Consider the following 17,859-nt stretch of genomic DNA (forward strand, 5'->3'; position numbering starts at 1 on the left):
GGGGGCAAGCCCCCCGCTGCCCCCTTGAGCTTCAATCTGGCAAGCCAAATCGCCCCTTCTCGGGGGGCCGTGCAAAGCACTGTTCCACCCCTCGTGCGGGGCGATTTTGCAGAGCCATTTTGAAGCCGCGGACAGCTCACCGCATGGTTTTTCTTCGCCTTCGGCTCCGAAGCCATGTCAGTTCGCTGGAAAGGTTTTTTTTTAGAAAACCTCGCTCATCTTTTACCAAGCAGTAAGTCTCCTTTTTTCAGTTTTTTAGCCACTTACCATATTCGCTTTGGTTTGACTTTCAGCTTAACAAAAAAAAACACTGAACCTACGCAGCTTCAGAGCCGAAGGCGAAGAAAAGCTGCGTCGTGAAGTGTCCACGGCTTCAAGATGGCTCTGCAAAATTGATCTGAACGAGGGGTGGAACAGTGCTTTGCACGGCCCCCCGAGGAAGATCGGTTTGGCTTGCCAGATTGAAGCTCAAGGGGGCAGCGGGGGGCTTGCCCCCGACGTATCTTTCTTACATATACCACCGATAAATGTGCGAACTTTTTACCTGTAAAGGTGAACAAGGCCATGTTATGGTTGCAGAAATGTATAAGTTATTTTTGCCCAGCTCCTTAATTCCTACTTTGAAGAATTATTCTCAGTCAAGTCATTCACCTCTTGGAATAGGGGGCGAATAAGTTTATCGTTGGTTACGGTAAAGGGCCTTGCTTCGGAAGGTTTTTTTGAGGGAGAGAATAAAACACCCTTATTGTTTATGAAGCTTTGAACAACCTGTAGAATTCTTGTCATGACTTCAACGAGTTTTTGGTCAGAAGGGTTGTTTTCGAGAAATTCAGTGATATTGAAGATAATACGGTTTCTTTTTTCACTGTCAAAGTGCAAAAGACAATTTCTAACATCTTCTAGAAGGGGTCTATAGGGATTGGTTTTTGAAACATCAGATGAACTCATGGTCTGCTTTTTTAATTGGTTGTATGAATCAATGCTGTTCAATAGGTGAACAATTTGGTTTCCAATTGTGGAACTGCTCATTTTTCCTCACTTTATACTAGTTGTTTGAATTTCTTGTAAATGATTTATTGCCTCTTCCATGAAATTTAATAGAAGGGTTGCTTGTGGTGACCAATCGCTTTTTTCTTTTTTTACCGCTTCAAGTTCGTCCATAAACTTGGTTTTTTTCATTTTAAGCTGAGCCTTTGTAAGCCCTTTTTCTAAGCTATTTATAAGTTTATCAGGCTGTGATATCTGTTGGGTAAATTCCGATGCTATATCTTTATAAATCAGCTTTGCAATTTTTTGGATCCCTTCCTTAGGAGCAGAGGTAAAGTACTTAAGGTCTGCAAGTCTATTTTTTCTTTTTTGCTCACCACTTAACACTATTTGATTCTGAACTGGTGATTGATCCTGAGAGCTCTCGTTGGAGCTGTCTTGAGAGTTGTTAAATAGATTGCTAGCACCTATGCTTGAAGAGCTGGAGGAACGACTTCGTTTTTCTTTGACATCAAAAAAAGAAGAAAAATGTGGAGCATTATCAATTAAATGGACTGTTTTTAAGGCTTTGTCATTATTCCATTCAATTAAAATATTTCCGCTGTTTACTCGGGAAATAGCTTGTTTAGTGCTATGGATATTTTCCGGAATAAAACGGTCACAGTTGCCAATTAATAAGTCGTAGCCAGCGATCTCCCCAAGATTTTCAAAGAGTGTGAGCCAGGCTTTTGACGATAAAGAGAAAATATTGTTTGTTTCGCAAGCCTTTTTTAAGTTTTGTCCAACCTTATACTCTATTAAAATAGGATGATAGTCCTTCGGGATGTTTGTGCTTGGCCGTTGAGAAAAAAACTGTTGCAATTTTTTTAGGGTTTCTTCTGAAACAAACTCTACCTGGGGGACAGAGAGGTGAGTAAAAGTACGCTTATAAAATTTAGAGCAGAGGACTTCACACTCCGCTTGATAAATGGGTTGCCATTTAATAACCCATGGGATTGTTCTGCTTAAGGGTAGGAAAGTCTGGCCACTTCCGCCCGAAGCTGATTTTTGAAAAGGAAATTTAGTTCCTTCCAAAAACTGTAGGCTTTTTATATCGGTTGGTTTTGTTAATAAATCCGTTGATGTTGAAGAAGAAATAATTACCTCATTTCCTTCAATTTTAACAGTTTATTAATTAAATGTAAATTAAAATAACTTTTTATTTGTAAATAATTCTTTTGTAAGCTATGCTTTTGTTTATGAAGCCAATCACCAGCCTACAGAACCCCCGTGTCAAGCAGGCGGTCAAGCTCCGGCAGAAGCGGGAGCGAGATAGGACAAGTACTTTTTTGATCGAAGGGTATCGGGAGCTTTCTCGTGCCATTCAAGCAAAGGTCCCTATCGAGATCGTGTTCTATTCGCCCGACCACTTCCTCGGCACCAACGAAACCACCCTGCTACAAAACGTGGATGCCTTAGAGGTGAGCAAAGAGGTCTTTGAAAAGATGTCCTACCGCGATCGTCCCGACGGTCTCCTTGCCATTGCCCAGCAAGTTCCAAAGACCCTTGCTGATCTCAACCTTCCCGAAGAGCGCCCCCCCTTCCTCCTCATCGCTGAAGCGATCGAAAAGCCTGGAAATCTCGGAACGATCCTCCGCTCCTCCGATGCCGCTGGCGTTGATGCCCTCCTTGTCTGTGATCGGTGTACCGACATCTATAACCCCAATGTTGTTCGGGCCAGTGTCGGCACTCTCTTTACAGTTCCCGTTCTTGAAGTCTCAAGCGATGAGACGATCGCTTGGCTTGAAAGACAAAACATTCCGATCGTTGCCACCTCTCCCGATGCGCAGGAGCGCTACACAACGGCAAACCTAGCGGGCCCCGTTGCGATTGCCATGGGAACCGAGCAGCTTGGCCTTTCTAAAAAATGGATGGATGCAGCATCTCTACAGGTGAGCATCCCGATGTGCGGCGTTGCCGACTCCCTCAATGTTGCCTCTGCAACCACCCTTTTGCTCTATGAAGTCCTTAGACAAAGATCTTAAGATCCTTTTCGTCGATAACCATCTCTTAGCGGTTTGTAAACCGAAGGGGATGCTTACCCAACCCAATCAAACCGGCGCTCCCAACCTCGAAGATCTTGCCAAAGCTTGGGTGAAAAAGGAGTACCATAAAAAAGGGAACGTCTTCCTCCATCCCATTCACCGTCTTGACAAGCCGGTGAGTGGCATCGTCCTCTTTGCCCGCACCAGTAAAGCCCTGTCCCGCCTCAATGCTCAGATGCGGGAGCGGGCCTTCATCAAAACATATCTTGCAGAGGTGGAAGGGCACCTTCCCGAAAAGTCAGGGGAGCTCCGTCACCACCTCGTCCATGGTTCCCACCATGCCCGAGTAGACCCTACCGGCAAGCTGGCCCACCTTTCGTTTACGGTTGTAGAAGAGCGCCCTAAAACAACGGTTGCCTCGGTCACGCTTCACACCGGTCGCTACCACCAGATCCGCGCCCAGTTTGCCCACATCGGCCACCCCATCCTTGGCGACGCCAAGTATGGGGCTACGCAAAGTTCTCCCCATATTGCCCTTCATCACTCCGAGCTGACCTTTAATCACCCCATCTCCAAAGAAAAGGTGACACTGAGTTTTCCCTTGCCCTGAAAATTCTTACAAATTGTAAAATCCTCGAAAGATTTTAACACATAAGCATGGGGGTTATTATGTCTAAAGACGCAACTGTAGACGCTTCAAAAATGAATTTATATTATTTTTCTGGCTTAGGATATAATACCCAAGCAGAAAGCGATTTAAAAGCACTCAAGAAAGACCAAGCAGCATTGCAAGAACTTCTATCGAAAATTTCTGGTGATGTCTCGACAGAAGAAAAAGTAGCTCAGATCGCAAAAATGATTGTGATTGTGCTCTGGTTACAAGAGGCAAGCAAATATAAATCTGAAAGCGGCCCTGTTGCTCTTGACGACTTACAAGGACGCATTAATGAGCTTTTTGAATCGCGTAACGAGTATTGGAAGAGTAATCAAGCTATTCACGAATGGGGAAATAAGTAGATCCTCAAAGGAGGCAAAAAGTCGCGGGAAGAAAAGATCGAAATTCTTAAAAGCTTTCTTGATGATTATATGAAATCTTACCATGCTGCTGGAGGGGAAGAACCTTGGCTGACTGAAAAGATCCAACGACTCCCCCAATCAAGTCAGAACTCCAGTGCAGAAAGCTCTTCTAGTGGTGGCATGGAGGTAGTGCCTACTGAAAAAGAACGGCAACTTCAAGCGCGGATTACAATGCTGCAAAGTCAAGCGCAACGGATCGATTATGCAGCATGGAACTTCTTTATGAGTCTTGTTCGTATGCTCTTTGTGCATGTGCCAAATTACGCTTTAGACTCACTTGCTGAAGTGGGCCGCGCTGTAACTTGGCGCTAACCTTTGTTTTAGAGCGCGCGCGACTAGCGCGCTCTAAATTTCAACTTTGCTAGATTTTTTTTTCTTTACTTGGTATATTAGCGAAAATTAATAACGTCTCGTTAGGAGGCTTACCCGCGTGTTCTTGATAGCGCCATGAAACCTTGGCTAAAAATTCTCATCGGTCTCATCTTAGGGATCATCACTGGTCTGATTCTCTTTAAAGTAGGAAGGCAGTTCGAAATCCTCTCGCTAATAGGAAAGGCCTTCATCGACCTTTTGAAGATGCTTGTGGGACTGATCGTCTTTTCTTCTTTGGTGGTCGGGATGTGCCATATCAGCGATCCGAAAAAGCTGGGGCGGATCGGCTTTCGAACCATTGGCTTCTACGTCGTGACAACGATTGTGGCGATTTGCTTTGGTTTGGCGATTGTCTTTTCGGTTCGGCCGGGAGCTACCTTGAGTTTGCCCCTTCCTGCGGGTCATGGCAACGGGGGAAGTTTAAGCCTTGTCGACTTCTTGTTTTCAATCGTCCCCTCGAACCCCTTTGCTGCTTTTGCTGAAGGACACATCTTACAAATTATTGTCTTTGCCATCTTCTTTGCCTTAGCGATCAATATGACGGGAGAAAAGGGGAAGCTCATTTTGGGTTATATTGAGTCGTTGAGCGATGTAATGGCAAAACTGACCAATGTGGTGATGAAGTTTGCCCCCTATGGGGTCTTTGCGCTAATCGCTTCTGCTATCGGGGAGATTGGTTCGGAGGGGATCCGCGCCCTATTTTGGGCGATTGGATGCATTTTTGTCGCTTGCTTGCTTCAAATTGGAATTATTTTTACGTTAGCGCTTCGTTATTTAGCAAAATTAGAAATCGCCCCTTTCTTTAAAGGGATGAAAGATGCTATAGTGGTAGCATTTACAACGAGCAGTAGCTCCGCAACCCTTCCGGTTTCGCTGGAGTGTGCTCGGGATCATCTGGGACTATCGGCTGATATTTCAGGCTTTGTCCTCTCCCTTGGCTCTACCATTAACATGAATGGAACAGCAATTGGACAGACGGTCCTGGCAATTTTTATTGCCCAAGCCTATGGGGTCGAGGTGGGCTTTATGAGTATCATGATTTTGATGCTTACGACCCTTGTTTCTGCTGTGGGAACAGCAGGAATTCCAGGAAGTGGTTTGGTCATGCTCTCCATTGTTCTAGGCGCGATGGGCCTCCCTCTCGAGGGAATTGCCCTTGTTGCCGGAATTGACCGTCTCCGCGATATGTTTGCAACCGTTGTGAACATACTAGGAGATGCGGTCGCGGCGGTTTATATCGCCAAAAAGGAGAATCAAATTGACGAAACCAAGTACCATCGGGTAACCTGGACTGAATGAATTTTTTTTACCGCAGATAGGGAACTATCTGCTAACTTTATAGGACTTTTATGAAACTTTTTGTAGCCAATATTTCAAGAGAATGCTCAGAGGATGAGTTAAACGAAGTTTTTTCAAACTGTGGCGAGGTGAAAAGCTTAAAAATTATTAAAGATCGCGATACTGGGCAGTCCCGAGGATTTGGCTTTGTGGAGATGGAAACTCGAGAAGCTGGTGACAAGGCGATCCAAGAACTCCACGACAAGGAAGTGCATGGACGCGCTCTCGTTGTCAACGAGGCCAAGGAGCAGCAAAAACGCCCCGCTGGCGGTGGTGGCAGACGTGGCGGTCCTGGCCGCTATTAACGGCAATTTATCGGCAGTTTATCAGCATTTTACAAATATGTGAAATGCTGATATAATTAAGTTATTATGCCGATAACCTTTAAACCTCTCTATACGATTACCTCAGGGCTAGCCAAGCTCTTGATGCGCATCGAGGCTGCCAAAGAAAAGGTTGCCCACCTCCCTTTAAATCCCACAGTTTTAGCTTCTTTACGGGAAACCGCTAAGCTTTACACAACCCATTATTCGACGATGATAGAGGGAAACCGCCTCGACTCGGAAGAGGTAAAGGAAGTGATTCAGCTTGAGGGCCATTTCCCTGGAAGGGAGCGGGATGAGAGTGAGGTGAAGGGATACTATGCTGCTTTAGTTCAGCTTGAGCAGTATGTCGCTCAAGACTATCCGATTACAGAAAAAGTGGTTCAGACTTTACATGCTTTGGTAATGAGTAATGGGAGAAATAGGGTCAAGCCTACGACGTATCGCGATGGCCAAAATGTAATTCGGGGAGGGGGAACGATTGTCTATATGCCTCCTGAGGCCAAAGATGTTTCTCCCTTAATGAGGCAGCTTATCCTTTGGATTAAAGAAAATAGGGAGGTTCCTTGCCCTGTTGTTGCGGCGATTGCTCACTATCAATTTGCAACGATCCATCCCTACTATGATGGAAATGGGCGAACCGCTAGGCTTTTGACAACACTCATTCTCCATCTCGGTGGGTATGACCTTAAAGGGCTTTATTCGCTCGAAGAGTATTACGCAAAGAACCTGCTTGCCTACTACCGGGCGATCAGCATCGGTCCTTCCCATAACTATTATTTAGAGCGAGCTGAAAGTGATATTACGAGCTGGATCGAATATTTTTGCTTGGGGATGGTATTTGCTTTTGAAAAAGTTGTTGATCAGATGCATGTGTCTGAAAGCCTGGGGGAAAAAGATCATTCTGATCTTATGCGTACCCTTGACCCCAAGCAAAGAAAAGCTTTAGAGCTGTTTAAGGATTATGAGGTGGTTACAAGTCACCAACTGGGGGAGCTTTTTGGTTTTAAGCCGCGGACAGCAACAGCTCTATGTAAAAAATGGGTTGAAGGGAAGTTTTTAAAAGTTGCAGATCCCTCAAATAGAGCGCGGAAATACCGACTTGCAAACAGGTATCAAGTTCTTATAAATTCTTAGGATTTTCCTCTGGCTGGATTTTTATCTTTATTTTTGGTAACCTCATATACTTGCTTATAGAAAAATTTTTGAGGTCTATGTGCGACAAGCAATTTTGGAATCTGTGAATCGAGGCATTGAAGCGATCGAAGCCCTAAAATCTGAAGAGGGACTCTCTTTTATTGAAGGGGTTGCCTCAGCAATGCTCAGCTGTTTCCGCAATGGAGGGAAACTCCTGATTGCAGGGAATGGGGGGAGCCTTTGCGATGCGATGCACTTTGCAGAAGAGCTCACCGGCTACTTCCGCAAGGAGCGCCCTGCCCTTCCTGCGATTGCTCTTGCCGACCCGGGCCATCTCACCTGCGTCGGGAACGATGCCGGTTTCGACCAGGTTTTTTCGCGCGGGATCGAGGCCCATGGGAATGTGGGAGATCTTTTCATCGCTCTGACAACAAGTGGAAATTCCAAGAACCTTGTGCGAGCTGTCGAAGTGGCTAAGGATAGGGGACTGCAAGTCATTACCTTCCTCGGAAAAACGGGAGGAGCCCTTAAAGGACAAGGAGATCTCGAGTGGATCGTTTCAGGCTTTGAATTTTCCGATCGGATCCAAGAGGCCCATATGGCGGCCATCCATATCATCATCGAAAGGGTGGAGCAAGCGCTCTTTTTTCCTGCAGAAGTGGGAGCAGCGGTATGATAGGGACACAGACCTATATCACCGATCTTATTGAAGGTCGCCGAAAGGGAGCTCTTATGAAAGGAGCTCTTTTTGCCATTAGCGGCCTATTCGAAATGGGGGTGAAGCTCCGCAACTTGGCCTTTGACCGGCAATGGATTAAGGAAAAAAGAGTAGCGGCTCCTGTCATTAGCATTGGAAATATCATTGCAGGAGGAACGGGTAAAACCGCATTTATCCAAAGGATCACTAAAGACCTTCAAAAGCATGGGAAAGTTTCCATCCTCTCAAGGGGTTACCGCTCCGAAATCGAAAAGGTTGGAGGAAGCTTGCACCTGATCGAAAAATCGCGGATCACTCCCGATGTGTGTGGGGATGAGGCCTACCTCCTTTTCAAATCCCTTCCCGAAGCGGTCCTTTTTGTTGGGAAAGATCGGGTTTTAAATGCAGAGCGGGCTGTTTACCATGAAGCCGACTTCATCCTCTTAGATGATGGGATGCAATACCGGAGCCTCCACCGCGACGTTGAAATCGTTATGCTTCATGGCGATGATCTTTATGGAAAAGGGTTTTACCTTCCCCGCGGTTACCTCCGCGACTCCCCAAAAAGGCTTGAGTCTGCCGATGCGATTGTGGTCAACCATATCCATGACTTGAACCACTTCCATGCAGTCGAAAAAGAGATTGCTAAAAGGAGCGACGCTCCCGTTATTGGGGTGCGAATGGTTCCTGAAAAGGTAGAAACTTCTTGTGGAGAGCACCTTTTGGCTCTTAAAGATCGGCGGGTAGGAGTCTTTTGTGGGCTGGGAAAACCAGAATCTTTTTTCAAAACGGTCTCTGAAATGGGGGGAACCCTTGCCGAAAAGTGGATCCTTCCTGACCACATCGGCCCAACAGAAGAAGAATTAATCCATTTTGTCGACCGGTGCACCGAGCGGGGTTGCGACCTGATCGTTTGCTCTGAAAAAGATTGGGTCAAGCTCCCGCCAAACCTCAAACTTTCTTTGCCGATCGGTTTTTTAAAAGCAGAGATGAAAGTGGTGACGGGAAAGGAGCGGTATGAAGCCCTTTTAAGCCACCTCCAATCCCTTTTACCTAGGAGTATGCCGTGAAGCCGTGGATTAAAATTATTATTGGCCTTGTCTTAGGAGTGATCGCAGGTCTTGCTTTTGGTCACAAGGTAGAGTTTCTTGAGCGGATAGGAAAGGCCTTTATCGACCTTCTCAAAATGCTTGTGGGGCTGATGGTTTTCTCCTCTTTGGTTGTAGGGATGTGTCATATCAGCGACCCGAAAAAGCTGGGGCGGATCGGGATCCGGACCATTTTCTTCTATGCAGGAACAACGGCCTTAGCGATTGGATTTGGTCTTCTCCTTGCTTTTGTGATGCGACCTGGATCGGCGCTCAATTTGCCTATTCCTCCCGAACACTTGATGACAAAGCAAACGGTTGGAATAGTTGACTTTCTTTTTGGGATCGTTCCCTCGAATCCCTTTGCCGCCTTTGCGGAGGGGAATATCCTCCAAATTATCGTCTTTTCAATCTTTTTTGCCTTTGCCATTACCTTAACGGGAGAAAAGGGAAAAAAGGTCCTAAACGTTCTCGAGTCGCTCAGTGAGGTGATGTATTCGTTGACCCACTTCATCATGAAGATCGCCCCTTATGGGGTCTTTGCCCTCATTGCAACGGCAGTGGGAGATGTGGGGACGAAAGTTCTCTATCCCCTTTTAAAGTTTTTAGCCTGTAACTATATCGCCTGCCTGCTCCAAATTTTAGTCGTCTTTTGCTTGGCTCTGCGTTACATGGCAAAACTCCGTGTTGCCCCTTTCTTTAAAGGGATGAAAGATGCGATTGTCCTTGCCTTTACGACAAGTAGTAGCTCAGCGACCTTACCTGTATCGCTTGACTGTGCCCGAAATCACCTCGGTATTTCTCCCGATATCTCAGGCTTTGTCCTCTCCCTTGGTTCGACGATCAATATGAATGGAGCGGCGGTTGGCCAAGCGATTTCAGCGATCTTTATCGCTCAAGCGTATGGGATTGAGGTGACAGTGGTCAAAGTCCTCATCCTCATCTTTGTCTCTCTTGTTTCTGCGATCGGAGCGGCAGGAATTCCCGGGACGGGGATTGTGATGCTCTCTGTGGTTCTCAATGCGATGGGACTTCCCCTAGAAGGAATCGCCCTTGTTGCTGGAGTTGACCGTCTGCGCGAAATGGTTTCCGCTGTAGTGAATGTCTTGGGTGATGCCGTTGCAGCCGTCTTTATTGCAAAAACAGAGAAACAAATTGATGAAAAACGGTACCATGCAATTACATGGTTAGAATAGGTCCGATATGTCTGATTCTGAAGTAGAGATTAAGCTCCCAAAACTTGGGGAAAGTATTGTCAGTGCCACCGTTGTTCAGTGGTTTAAGAAGGTAGGCGATACCGTCAAACTGGATGAGCCCCTCTTGGAAGTTTCCACCGACAAGGTCAATAGTGAAATTCCCTCTCCCGTTGCGGGAAAGGTGACCCAAATCCTAGCAAACCCCGATGAAGAGCTCGATGTCGGTGCTCCCTTAGCGATGATTGTGACTGTTCAAGCAGGAGAAAAGGTCGAAGAAAAAGAAGCTCCCCAAGTAGAAGCGCCGGCGCCAACCGCCTCCAAAAAAGGATTTTTCACCCCAGTTGTTATGAAGCTTGCACAGGAAAAAGGGGTGAGTCTTGAAGAGCTTGAGAAGATTCCCGCCACAGGAGCTGGGGGACGTCTTTCTAAGCGGGACCTGGAGGGGTATCTCAACAAGAAGCCTGAGGGGGACGAGCGGGTGAAGATGTCGCCGATGCGGAAAATGATTGCCGACGCGATGGTCCGCTCCTACTTCCAGGCGCCCCATGCCACCTTAATGAATGAGGTCGATGTGACCAAACTCATGGGACAACTTAAAGAGAGCAAAGAGAGTTTTCTGAAGGAAAATGGGTTTAAGCTCACTATCACCAGTTATATTGCAAAGGCGATTGCCGACAGTGTCAAAGAGTTCCCGATGATCAACGCCTCTCTAGAAGGAGACACGATCCTCCTTAAGAAAGAGGTCAATCTTGGCATTGCAGTCAGTGTGGATCAGGGAATCCTCGTCCCCGTCATTGCCAATTGTGATAGCCGCCCCCTCAAAGACATTGCTCGCGAAGTGGCAACCCTTTCCGACAAAGCGCGGACCGGGAAGCTGGTTCCCGACCAGGTGCAAAAGGGGACGATCACCATGACCAACTTTGGAATGTCGGGAGTGCTCACCGGCACCCCGATCATCAACCATCCCGAAGTCGCCATCCTTGGCGTAGGCGCTATTACTAAAAAGGTGGTAGTTCTAGAGGATGACACGATGGCGATCCGCTCGATCATGTCTCTTTCCCTCTCCTTTGATCATCGAGTCATCGACGGAATGTATGGGTGCGGCTTTCTCGCTGCCATTAAAGAGCGGTTAGAGGGTGTCGCCACAAGGTGATCAATCCTTAAGCTCTTCCTATGGGAAATTTCATCGTTGTCCTCCTTCAAAAGCCCGATTTGGGCTTTCTGCATCGGACGCCTTGAACTTCCCTCATAGTAAGCGCTTCTTTATTGACCATCTTGTGACGACACCCTCTAGAAGCTTAACTCTTGATTTTCTAGTCAAGGCTTAAAAAAATTCTTGACAAAAACTTTACATACAGTGTAAAGTCAGTTTGCCTTAACAAAGGAGTTTTGTTATGTCTCAGGTTTCCAATATATCAGCTGGACCAATTTTCAAGACAGTAGGTGAAGCAGAATGCTACGGTTTTTCATTTATTGTTCTTCCCGGAATATGGTCGGAGGGAGACGGCGCTGAAAGGTTTGCTTTATTTGTATCAAGAGCGCTGCAGAACAAAAAGGTATCTTACCTGGATGTGCTAAGAGGCCTAGAAGATTGTGTGAATAGGGATTCAAATGCTAATTCAACATCTATTCGAGCACTATCGCAGCATGTTTTAGGTCTTATTTCAAGATACCCAGATAGGGGTATAACACGAAATCGTGTTATCGTATTTGCACATAGCCATGGAGCCTTTATTACTAAAAGGGCTTTAGTGGGGCTACAGCAACACAAGCAGTTTATTGAAGTTTATCCTTTTGGTGGCGCTGATATAATACCTAGAAATTTAGGATCAGTTGTAAAAAACTTTGTAAACAGCACTGATTTGGTAGCCTGTGTTGGAGAGCTTATAGTTAATCGGGATGGCCCAAGAGATGCTCCTTCTTATTTCAAAATGCTTATGCCCTGAGAAGAATCTTGCTTAGAAAATGGCGTTGCTGGTGGGAGTTACAGAAATTACAATATTGAGAAATTACATACTGGTTCTTTAGCAAACCGCATGAAAGATTATGTAAACACGAGTTCCCCTCTAGTTATAATGTACTTAAAAAAATATTTTTTCTTCAAGCGGGTCTAATCGCCAAAGCTCAAACTCTGAATTGGACTTGATTAGGAGTTTGGAAGCGGAACTCTATAATTTAGTGGACGAAGACCATGGATGGAGGAGCTATTCTGCTAAAATTGAACAGGTATGTGATGAAGTTTTACAAAACGTAACGAGGTCTCATATTCGTATTTTCGCTACTATGTTTCTCAAGTTTGCATTGACAAAGACCGAAGAAGCTTTAAATATAAAAAAAAGGCAGTTAAGGAGACGTCGACAGATAAGTGGTCCACGACCCACCTACATAACAGACCAGCTATCCCCTCTGACAATGGATTGTTTGAACTGCTAATTACAGACAATGTATCTCTGATCCTCCTATAGAAGGTTTCGTCAAATAAATGTCTTTTTGTAACGCAGAGATATCGAAAAAGGTCGTAGAATCTACGAAGGAGAGCAATTTAAGCACTTTGAGGTGGCTTTTGTCTTAGCGGGGATTGCTGATAACAGGCTAATATGCCATATATCCTGAGTGTCGATAATTGGACAACATCCAATTATCGACATTTGCTAGCTATCCTTTGGGAGAGGAGTATCCAGGCTTCCCATCGAAGTGGTAAAGGTTTTCCGTCTTAATAATATCAAGACCTTCCTCTACCAATTCTCCAAGAAGGGCGACACATTTTTCTGGGGTGCAGCTGCCACTTTTGGGGACGAAACGGACCCGCCACTGGTCGATACAAAATGTTTCAGGCATTCCATCGGGGTAGATACGGGCTCCCCGGTTGCTAATCATCTCCACCTTAAAGCTTTCTAGGCTTAAAGCGGTGATTTTCTTTTGGAAGGCCTCGAGGGTCGACGCCGCATAGAAAAAGACGTCGGTTCCGACGAGCTCCCGCTTTGTTTTGATCGTCTTGCGGGTGTAGGTGTGGGAGGGTCCCTTTTGCTCTTTGTAACAGACCGGTTTGAGTTCAGAAGGTTTTTGCCCGAGGTTCCCTATCACAGCAGCAGCAAACTCTTGGGTCCCGACCTTCTCTTTGCTGATCCCTTCTTTGAAGATATCATAGGTGTGGACTCCCGATTCAAGCGTTTTCAGCCAGCTGTTGTGAATCGCTGCAGCCACATCGCTTTGACCGATGTGGATGAGCATCAGGACTGAGGCAAGGATCAGGGCTGAGGGGTTAGCGAGGTTTTGCCCTGCCCGCCTGGGGGCTGATCCGTGGATGGCTTCGAACATTGCCCCATGGTCGCCGATGTTAGCCGATCCGACAAGGCCGACCGAGCCAGCGATTTGAGCCGCGACATCAGAGAGGATATCTCCATAGAGATTCGGCATCACCACCACATCAAAAGCCTCGGGGGTGTCAGCCAATTTTGCCGCGCCGATATCAACGATCCAGTGATCATGTTCAATATGGGGATACTCTTGGGCAACCTCGTTAAAGACCTGGTGGAAAAGACCATCGGAAAGTTTCATGATATTATCCTTCACGAAGCAGGTCACTTTTTTCCGTCCATAGGCCTTTGCATATTCGAAGGCGTAGCGGATAATTTTTTCGGAGCCGGGGTTTGAGATCAACTTGATCGATTCACATACTTCAGGAGACTGGCGGTACTCGATCCCTGAGTAGAGGTCCTCTTCATTTTCACGGACGATGACCACATCCATAATGGGGTGCTTTGTGGCAACGAAGGGGGCATAAGAAACGCAAGGGCGGACGTTGGCGTAAAGGCCCAGGGTGGTCCGGATCGTCACATTTAAACTTTTAAACCCACCCCCTTGAGGAGTGGTGATCGGCGCTTTTAAAAAAGCTTTTGTCTTCCGAATCGTCTCCCAGGTTGCATCTTCGATTCCGGTTGGGTGCCCTTTCAGGTAGACCTTTTCCCCGATTTCAACCTCATGAATGTCCAGGCTTGCCCCTGCCGCCTCAAGAGTTTTTAATGTAGCCTCCATAATTTCGGGGCCGATTCCATCTCCACGTGCCACTGTAATAGGGACTTTTTCACTCACGAGTTTCTCCTTGCTTGATTTGCTTTTTAATTATATGATTTGCCTTAAGGAATCAAGGGCCTATGATAAAAGATCTCTTTGAAGAGTACCAGAAAAATCTTAACTACTTTTTCGATCATGTCGATCCCGAAAAAGCGGAAGAAAACTTTAACCTCTTCCTTGGATGTGAAGGGATGGTTATTTTTACCGGAGTTGGAAAAAGTGGGATCATCGCTGAAAAACTCGCGATGACCATGATCTCAACCGGGACAAAGGCCCTCTACCTCCCACCAATGAACGCCCTTCATGGAGACATTGGGATTGTCACCGAAAAAGATCTTTTGGTTTGCATCAGCAAAAGTGGGGAGAGCGAAGAGCTCCTCAGTCTTGTTCCCTTTGCCCGAAAAAAGGGGGCAAAGACAGTTGCTTGGGTATCGAATCCGCAGTCAAAACTTTTAACTGCGTGCGATCTAGGGATTTGCTTGCCCTTAAGTAAAGAACTTTGCCCGTTTGACTTGGCGCCGACAACATCGACCTCGATCCAGCTCATTTTTGGCGATGTCTTATCGGTTGCGCTCATGAAAGCTAAAAACTTTAGCCTCGATGAGTATGCCCTGAACCATCCCGCGGGGGCCATTGGAAAAAAGATCACCTTAAAGGTTGAAGATCTTATGCTTAAAGGAGAACGTCTTCCCCTTTGTCCTCCCAATGTTCGCTTGCGCGATGCCCTTGTGATCCTCACTGATAAAAAGTGTGGGTGTCTTCTCATTACTGATGAGGCAGGGAAGCTGCAGGGAATCTTTACCGATGGAGATTTGCGACGCGCTTTCCAAAGCGATCCCGCAAAGATGCTCGAAAAAAAGATGGAAGAGTTGATGACTCCCTCTTGTCTCTTTACCGAGAAAAATCAGCGCGCTTTCGATGCCCTTCGTTTCATGCAAGGGGACGAAAAGAAGTGGGTCAATGTCATGCCCGTTGTGGAGTCGGGAACACTTATCGGTCTCATCCGCATGCATGATCTTGTCCAAGCCGGAATTGCATAATATTAACCATTTCGTTATTTCAAACTTGAGGTTTAAATCCATATTGATTAGGATTTCCTTGAGGTTATTCTTATGGACACAGAAATTTTTACCCTTTCTCACGGCATCCTAATCGCTGTCTTCTGCATTGGTTATGCTGCGATCATCCTTGAGTTTCTCATTCGGGTGAACAAAACCGCCGTAGCCCTTTTCATGGCTGTTGTTTGCTGGCTCATTTATTTTGTGGGTGATAAGCAACCGCTCAATGTGAGCATGGCCTTTTTAAACACTCACTTAAGCGACGTTTCCCAAATCCTTTTCTTCCTTTTAGGAGCCATGACGATGGTGGAGCTCATCGACTCCCATAAAGGGTTTAATACCTTTATCCACCATCTCCATCACCGCTCAAAACGGAAAATGCTTTGGATCATTTGTGGAATCTCCTTTTTTCTGTCGGCCGTTCTCGATAACTTAACGACAACCATCTTGATGATTTCCATTTTACGCAAGCTCATTCCCCATAAGAGTGAGCGCTTTATCTTTTCCTGTATGGTCATTGTAGCAGCAAATGCAGGAGGGGCATGGACTCCGATTGGAGATGTGACAACAACCATGCTATGGATTGGTGGGCAAATCACCTCAATTAAGGTCATCACCGAAATCTTCCTACCCAGTTTAGTATCTCTCCTTTTCCCCCTCCTTTTCTTTACCGTTACATTAAAAGGGCAATTTCCCAAGTCAGAGATCGATTTTCGCGATGAACCTTTAGAACCCGGCGCCCACCTGATTTTTTATCTCGGGATTATTCTCTTTTTGTGCGTTCCCGTCTTTAAAGCCGTGACCGGTTTGCCCCCCTTCATGGGAATGCTTATCGCCCTTTCCATTATGTGGCTCGTCACCGATGTTCTCCACCACCGGCATGAGCAACGGCAACATTTGCGGATTCCCCACATCCTGACCAAGATCGATGTGTCGAGTATCCTTTTCTTCCTGGGGATTCTTTTAAGTGTGAATGCACTTGAGTCAACAGGCCTTTTAGATGGGGCGGCCGAATGGCTCAACGCCCATATGCAAAGTGAGGCAATCATTGCTTCCATTATTGGAGTGGTCTCAGCCATTGTTGACAACGTTCCTCTTGTGGCCGCAACCATAGGAATGTATGACTTGCAAACCGTGCCGACCGACTCACCCCTTTGGCTCATGATTGCCTATGCAGCTGGAACAGGGGGAAGCATCCTCATCATGGGTTCTTCTGCAGGAGTCGCTCTTATGGGACTCGAAAAAGTTGACTTCTTCTCCTATTTAAAGAAGATTTCGATCCCCGTTTTCATTGGGTATGTCCTCGGCATGCTCTTCTACGTCTATATCTACTAGAAAATAAGTCGCTTACGCCTGGCTGCCATTTTCCCGAACAAAAAAACCAAAGCTACCTCATTAGAATCTGAGTTACAACAAGCCCTATAAACCTCAGTTTCGGGTTTAGTTTGCTTAGCTCCAGAGGGAGTTTTGCTTAAATTTTCTTCTTTTGGATCGAAGGTAAGGGTCTAAATGGCCCTTTCCGAGATCACAAAGGAGAAAAGAAAGCTAAAATCCCCTGAGGCTGAGTGAAATAAACCCGAAACAAGGACTAGGTCTCCGAGTTTTCTGTGCTCTCTGTGGTTGAAATAAAAAATCAGAGAATATGGATGCACAAAGTATTGTAGCTTTACACACTCGGAATATTACACCTTATCAAAAAAAGGGCCTTGTTTACCTTTACAGGTAAAAAGTTCGCACATTTATCGGTGGTATATGTAAGAAAGATGCGTCGGGGGCGGCCCCCCCCCCGCTGCCCCCTTGAGCTTCAATCTGGCAAGCCAAATCGATCTTCCTCGGGGGGCCGTGCAAAGCACTGTTCCACCCCTCGTTCAGGTCAATCTTGCATAGCCATCTTGAAGCTGTGGACGCTTCACAATGCAGCTTTTCTTCGCCTTCGGCTCCGAAGCTGTGTCGGTTCAGTGGATTTTTTTTAGGGGGTGTCGTCAAATTATTTCTACTTACTGCTTGGTAAAAGATGTGCAAGGTTTTCTAGAAAAAAACTTTCCAGTGAACAGACATGGCTTCGGAGCCAAAGGCGAAGAAAAGCCATGCTGTGAGCTGTCCACGACTTCAAGATGGCTCAGCAAAATCGCCCCGCGAGCACAGAGAACACGGAGGTCTAGGTTCTGCTTACCCCCTATATTGCCTCAATTCCTAAGCGAAGTAAGGATAAATTTCTCTTGTTTTAATGAGGTAGCCCCAACAAAACCCTTGCTTACTTTGTTCGGAAAAGCCGTGTTTTAGTATTCCTGCGAATAAAGTTGGGGGCCCCATATATGCAAAAATTTATCACCTGCGCCGAAAAACTCGGTCCTTTAGGGCCGAGATGAAAGGCGCAAATACTCACTCTATTGGTTTTTGCTGGTTTTCAATATATTGCCTGATTGTTGAGATAGCAGCTCCTCCGCAACTACCAGCAAAATAACTTAGGGACCAAAAGTTATTGCCC

18 protein-coding genes are annotated in these 17,859 nt (G+C 46.1%); 14 read left to right on the forward strand and 4 right to left on the reverse strand.

Annotated features, from left to right (window positions below; genetic code table 11):
- Nucleotides 1-615: 615 nt before the first annotated feature.
- Both NEPTK9_RS06960 and NEPTK9_RS06965 read right to left on the reverse strand, forming a co-directional pair.
- Nucleotides 616-1,029 (reverse strand): hypothetical protein, encoded by a 414-nt coding sequence (locus tag NEPTK9_RS06960; protein ID WP_194848112.1) that lies wholly within the window; start codon nucleotides 1,027-1,029, stop codon nucleotides 616-618.
- Between the two features lie 6 nt (nucleotides 1,030-1,035).
- Nucleotides 1,036-2,061: a hypothetical protein gene (locus tag NEPTK9_RS06965; protein WP_194848113.1), complete on the reverse strand. Its 1,026-nt coding sequence runs from the start codon at nucleotides 2,059-2,061 to the stop codon at nucleotides 1,036-1,038.
- Between the two features lie 164 nt (nucleotides 2,062-2,225).
- Here NEPTK9_RS06965 and NEPTK9_RS06970 point away from each other — a divergent pair, with 164 nt between their 5' ends.
- The 12 genes from NEPTK9_RS06970 to NEPTK9_RS07025 all read left to right on the forward strand — a co-directional run bounded on the left by NEPTK9_RS06970 (nucleotide 2,226) and on the right by NEPTK9_RS07025 (nucleotide 12,185).
- Nucleotides 2,226-3,011: a TrmH family RNA methyltransferase gene (locus NEPTK9_RS06970; protein WP_194848114.1), complete on the forward strand. Its 786-nt coding sequence runs from the start codon at nucleotides 2,226-2,228 to the stop codon at nucleotides 3,009-3,011.
- Nucleotides 2,986-3,621 carry an RluA family pseudouridine synthase gene (locus NEPTK9_RS06975; RefSeq protein ID WP_194848115.1) on the forward strand — a complete coding sequence of 212 codons (636 nt, stop codon included), beginning with the start codon at nucleotides 2,986-2,988 and terminating at the stop codon, nucleotides 3,619-3,621. Before NEPTK9_RS06970 ends, NEPTK9_RS06975 begins: the two co-directional genes overlap by 26 nt.
- Before the next feature lie 59 nt (nucleotides 3,622-3,680).
- The gene (locus tag NEPTK9_RS06980; protein WP_194848116.1) at nucleotides 3,681-4,028 is read left to right on the forward strand and encodes a hypothetical protein; all 348 of its coding nucleotides are present in this window, start codon (nucleotides 3,681-3,683) and stop codon (nucleotides 4,026-4,028) included.
- A 69-nt stretch (nucleotides 4,029-4,097) separates the two neighbouring features.
- The gene (locus tag NEPTK9_RS06985) at nucleotides 4,098-4,400 is read left to right on the forward strand and encodes a hypothetical protein (protein ID WP_194848117.1); all 303 of its coding nucleotides are present in this window, start codon (nucleotides 4,098-4,100) and stop codon (nucleotides 4,398-4,400) included.
- 135 nt (nucleotides 4,401-4,535) lie between these two features.
- Complete coding sequence (locus tag NEPTK9_RS06990) at nucleotides 4,536-5,759, forward strand: dicarboxylate/amino acid:cation symporter (RefSeq protein WP_194848118.1); 1,224 nt, start codon at nucleotides 4,536-4,538, stop codon at nucleotides 5,757-5,759.
- Nucleotides 5,760-5,809: 50 nt separating this feature from the next.
- Nucleotides 5,810-6,103: an RNA recognition motif domain-containing protein gene (locus tag NEPTK9_RS06995; RefSeq protein ID WP_194848119.1), complete on the forward strand. Its 294-nt coding sequence runs from the start codon at nucleotides 5,810-5,812 to the stop codon at nucleotides 6,101-6,103.
- Nucleotides 6,104-6,169: 66 nt separating this feature from the next.
- Nucleotides 6,170-7,258 (forward strand): Fic family protein, encoded by a 1,089-nt coding sequence (locus NEPTK9_RS07000; RefSeq protein ID WP_194848120.1) that lies wholly within the window; start codon nucleotides 6,170-6,172, stop codon nucleotides 7,256-7,258.
- 94 nt (nucleotides 7,259-7,352) lie between these two features.
- Entirely contained in the window at nucleotides 7,353-7,934 is a 582-nt protein-coding gene (locus tag NEPTK9_RS07005) for a D-sedoheptulose-7-phosphate isomerase (RefSeq protein WP_228547077.1), read from the forward strand.
- Nucleotides 7,931-9,025, forward strand: a complete 1,095-nt coding sequence (gene lpxK / locus NEPTK9_RS07010) for a tetraacyldisaccharide 4'-kinase (RefSeq protein ID WP_194848121.1) — start codon at nucleotides 7,931-7,933, stop codon at nucleotides 9,023-9,025. The genes NEPTK9_RS07005 and lpxK overlap by 4 nt, the downstream gene beginning before the upstream one ends.
- Nucleotides 9,022-10,239 (forward strand): cation:dicarboxylate symporter family transporter, encoded by a 1,218-nt coding sequence (locus NEPTK9_RS07015; protein ID WP_194848122.1) that lies wholly within the window; start codon nucleotides 9,022-9,024, stop codon nucleotides 10,237-10,239. Before lpxK ends, NEPTK9_RS07015 begins: the two co-directional genes overlap by 4 nt.
- Before the next feature lie 7 nt (nucleotides 10,240-10,246).
- Complete coding sequence (locus NEPTK9_RS07020) at nucleotides 10,247-11,392, forward strand: dihydrolipoamide acetyltransferase family protein (RefSeq protein WP_194848123.1); 1,146 nt, start codon at nucleotides 10,247-10,249, stop codon at nucleotides 11,390-11,392.
- A gap of 241 nt (nucleotides 11,393-11,633) precedes the next feature.
- On the forward strand, nucleotides 11,634-12,185 hold the full coding sequence (locus NEPTK9_RS07025) for a hypothetical protein (RefSeq protein ID WP_194848124.1): 552 nt from the start codon (nucleotides 11,634-11,636) through the stop codon (nucleotides 12,183-12,185).
- Nucleotides 12,186-12,894: 709 nt separating this feature from the next.
- On the opposite strand, the gene NEPTK9_RS07030 is transcribed toward NEPTK9_RS07025, so the two are convergent.
- The gene (locus NEPTK9_RS07030) at nucleotides 12,895-14,274 is read right to left on the reverse strand and encodes an NADP-dependent isocitrate dehydrogenase (protein WP_228547078.1); all 1,380 of its coding nucleotides are present in this window, start codon (nucleotides 14,272-14,274) and stop codon (nucleotides 12,895-12,897) included.
- 119 nt (nucleotides 14,275-14,393) lie between these two features.
- On the opposite strand from NEPTK9_RS07030, the gene NEPTK9_RS07035 reads away from it, so the two are divergent.
- Both NEPTK9_RS07035 and nhaD read left to right on the forward strand, forming a co-directional pair.
- A complete protein-coding gene (locus NEPTK9_RS07035) occupies nucleotides 14,394-15,353 on the forward strand; it encodes a KpsF/GutQ family sugar-phosphate isomerase (protein WP_194848126.1) in 960 nt (319 codons plus the stop codon).
- A gap of 72 nt (nucleotides 15,354-15,425) precedes the next feature.
- Nucleotides 15,426-16,706, forward strand: a complete 1,281-nt coding sequence (nhaD, locus tag NEPTK9_RS07040; RefSeq protein WP_194848127.1) for a sodium:proton antiporter NhaD — start codon at nucleotides 15,426-15,428, stop codon at nucleotides 16,704-16,706.
- A 1,047-nt stretch (nucleotides 16,707-17,753) separates the two neighbouring features.
- Here the strand turns inward: nhaD and NEPTK9_RS07045 are convergent.
- The coding region (locus NEPTK9_RS07045; protein ID WP_194848128.1) for a transposase at nucleotides 17,754-17,859 on the reverse strand (106 nt) is incomplete at its 5' end.

Source organism: Candidatus Neptunochlamydia vexilliferae, from assembly GCF_015356785.1.
In the GTDB taxonomy this organism is placed as follows: Bacteria; Chlamydiota; Chlamydiia; order Chlamydiales; family Simkaniaceae; genus Neptunichlamydia; species Neptunichlamydia vexilliferae.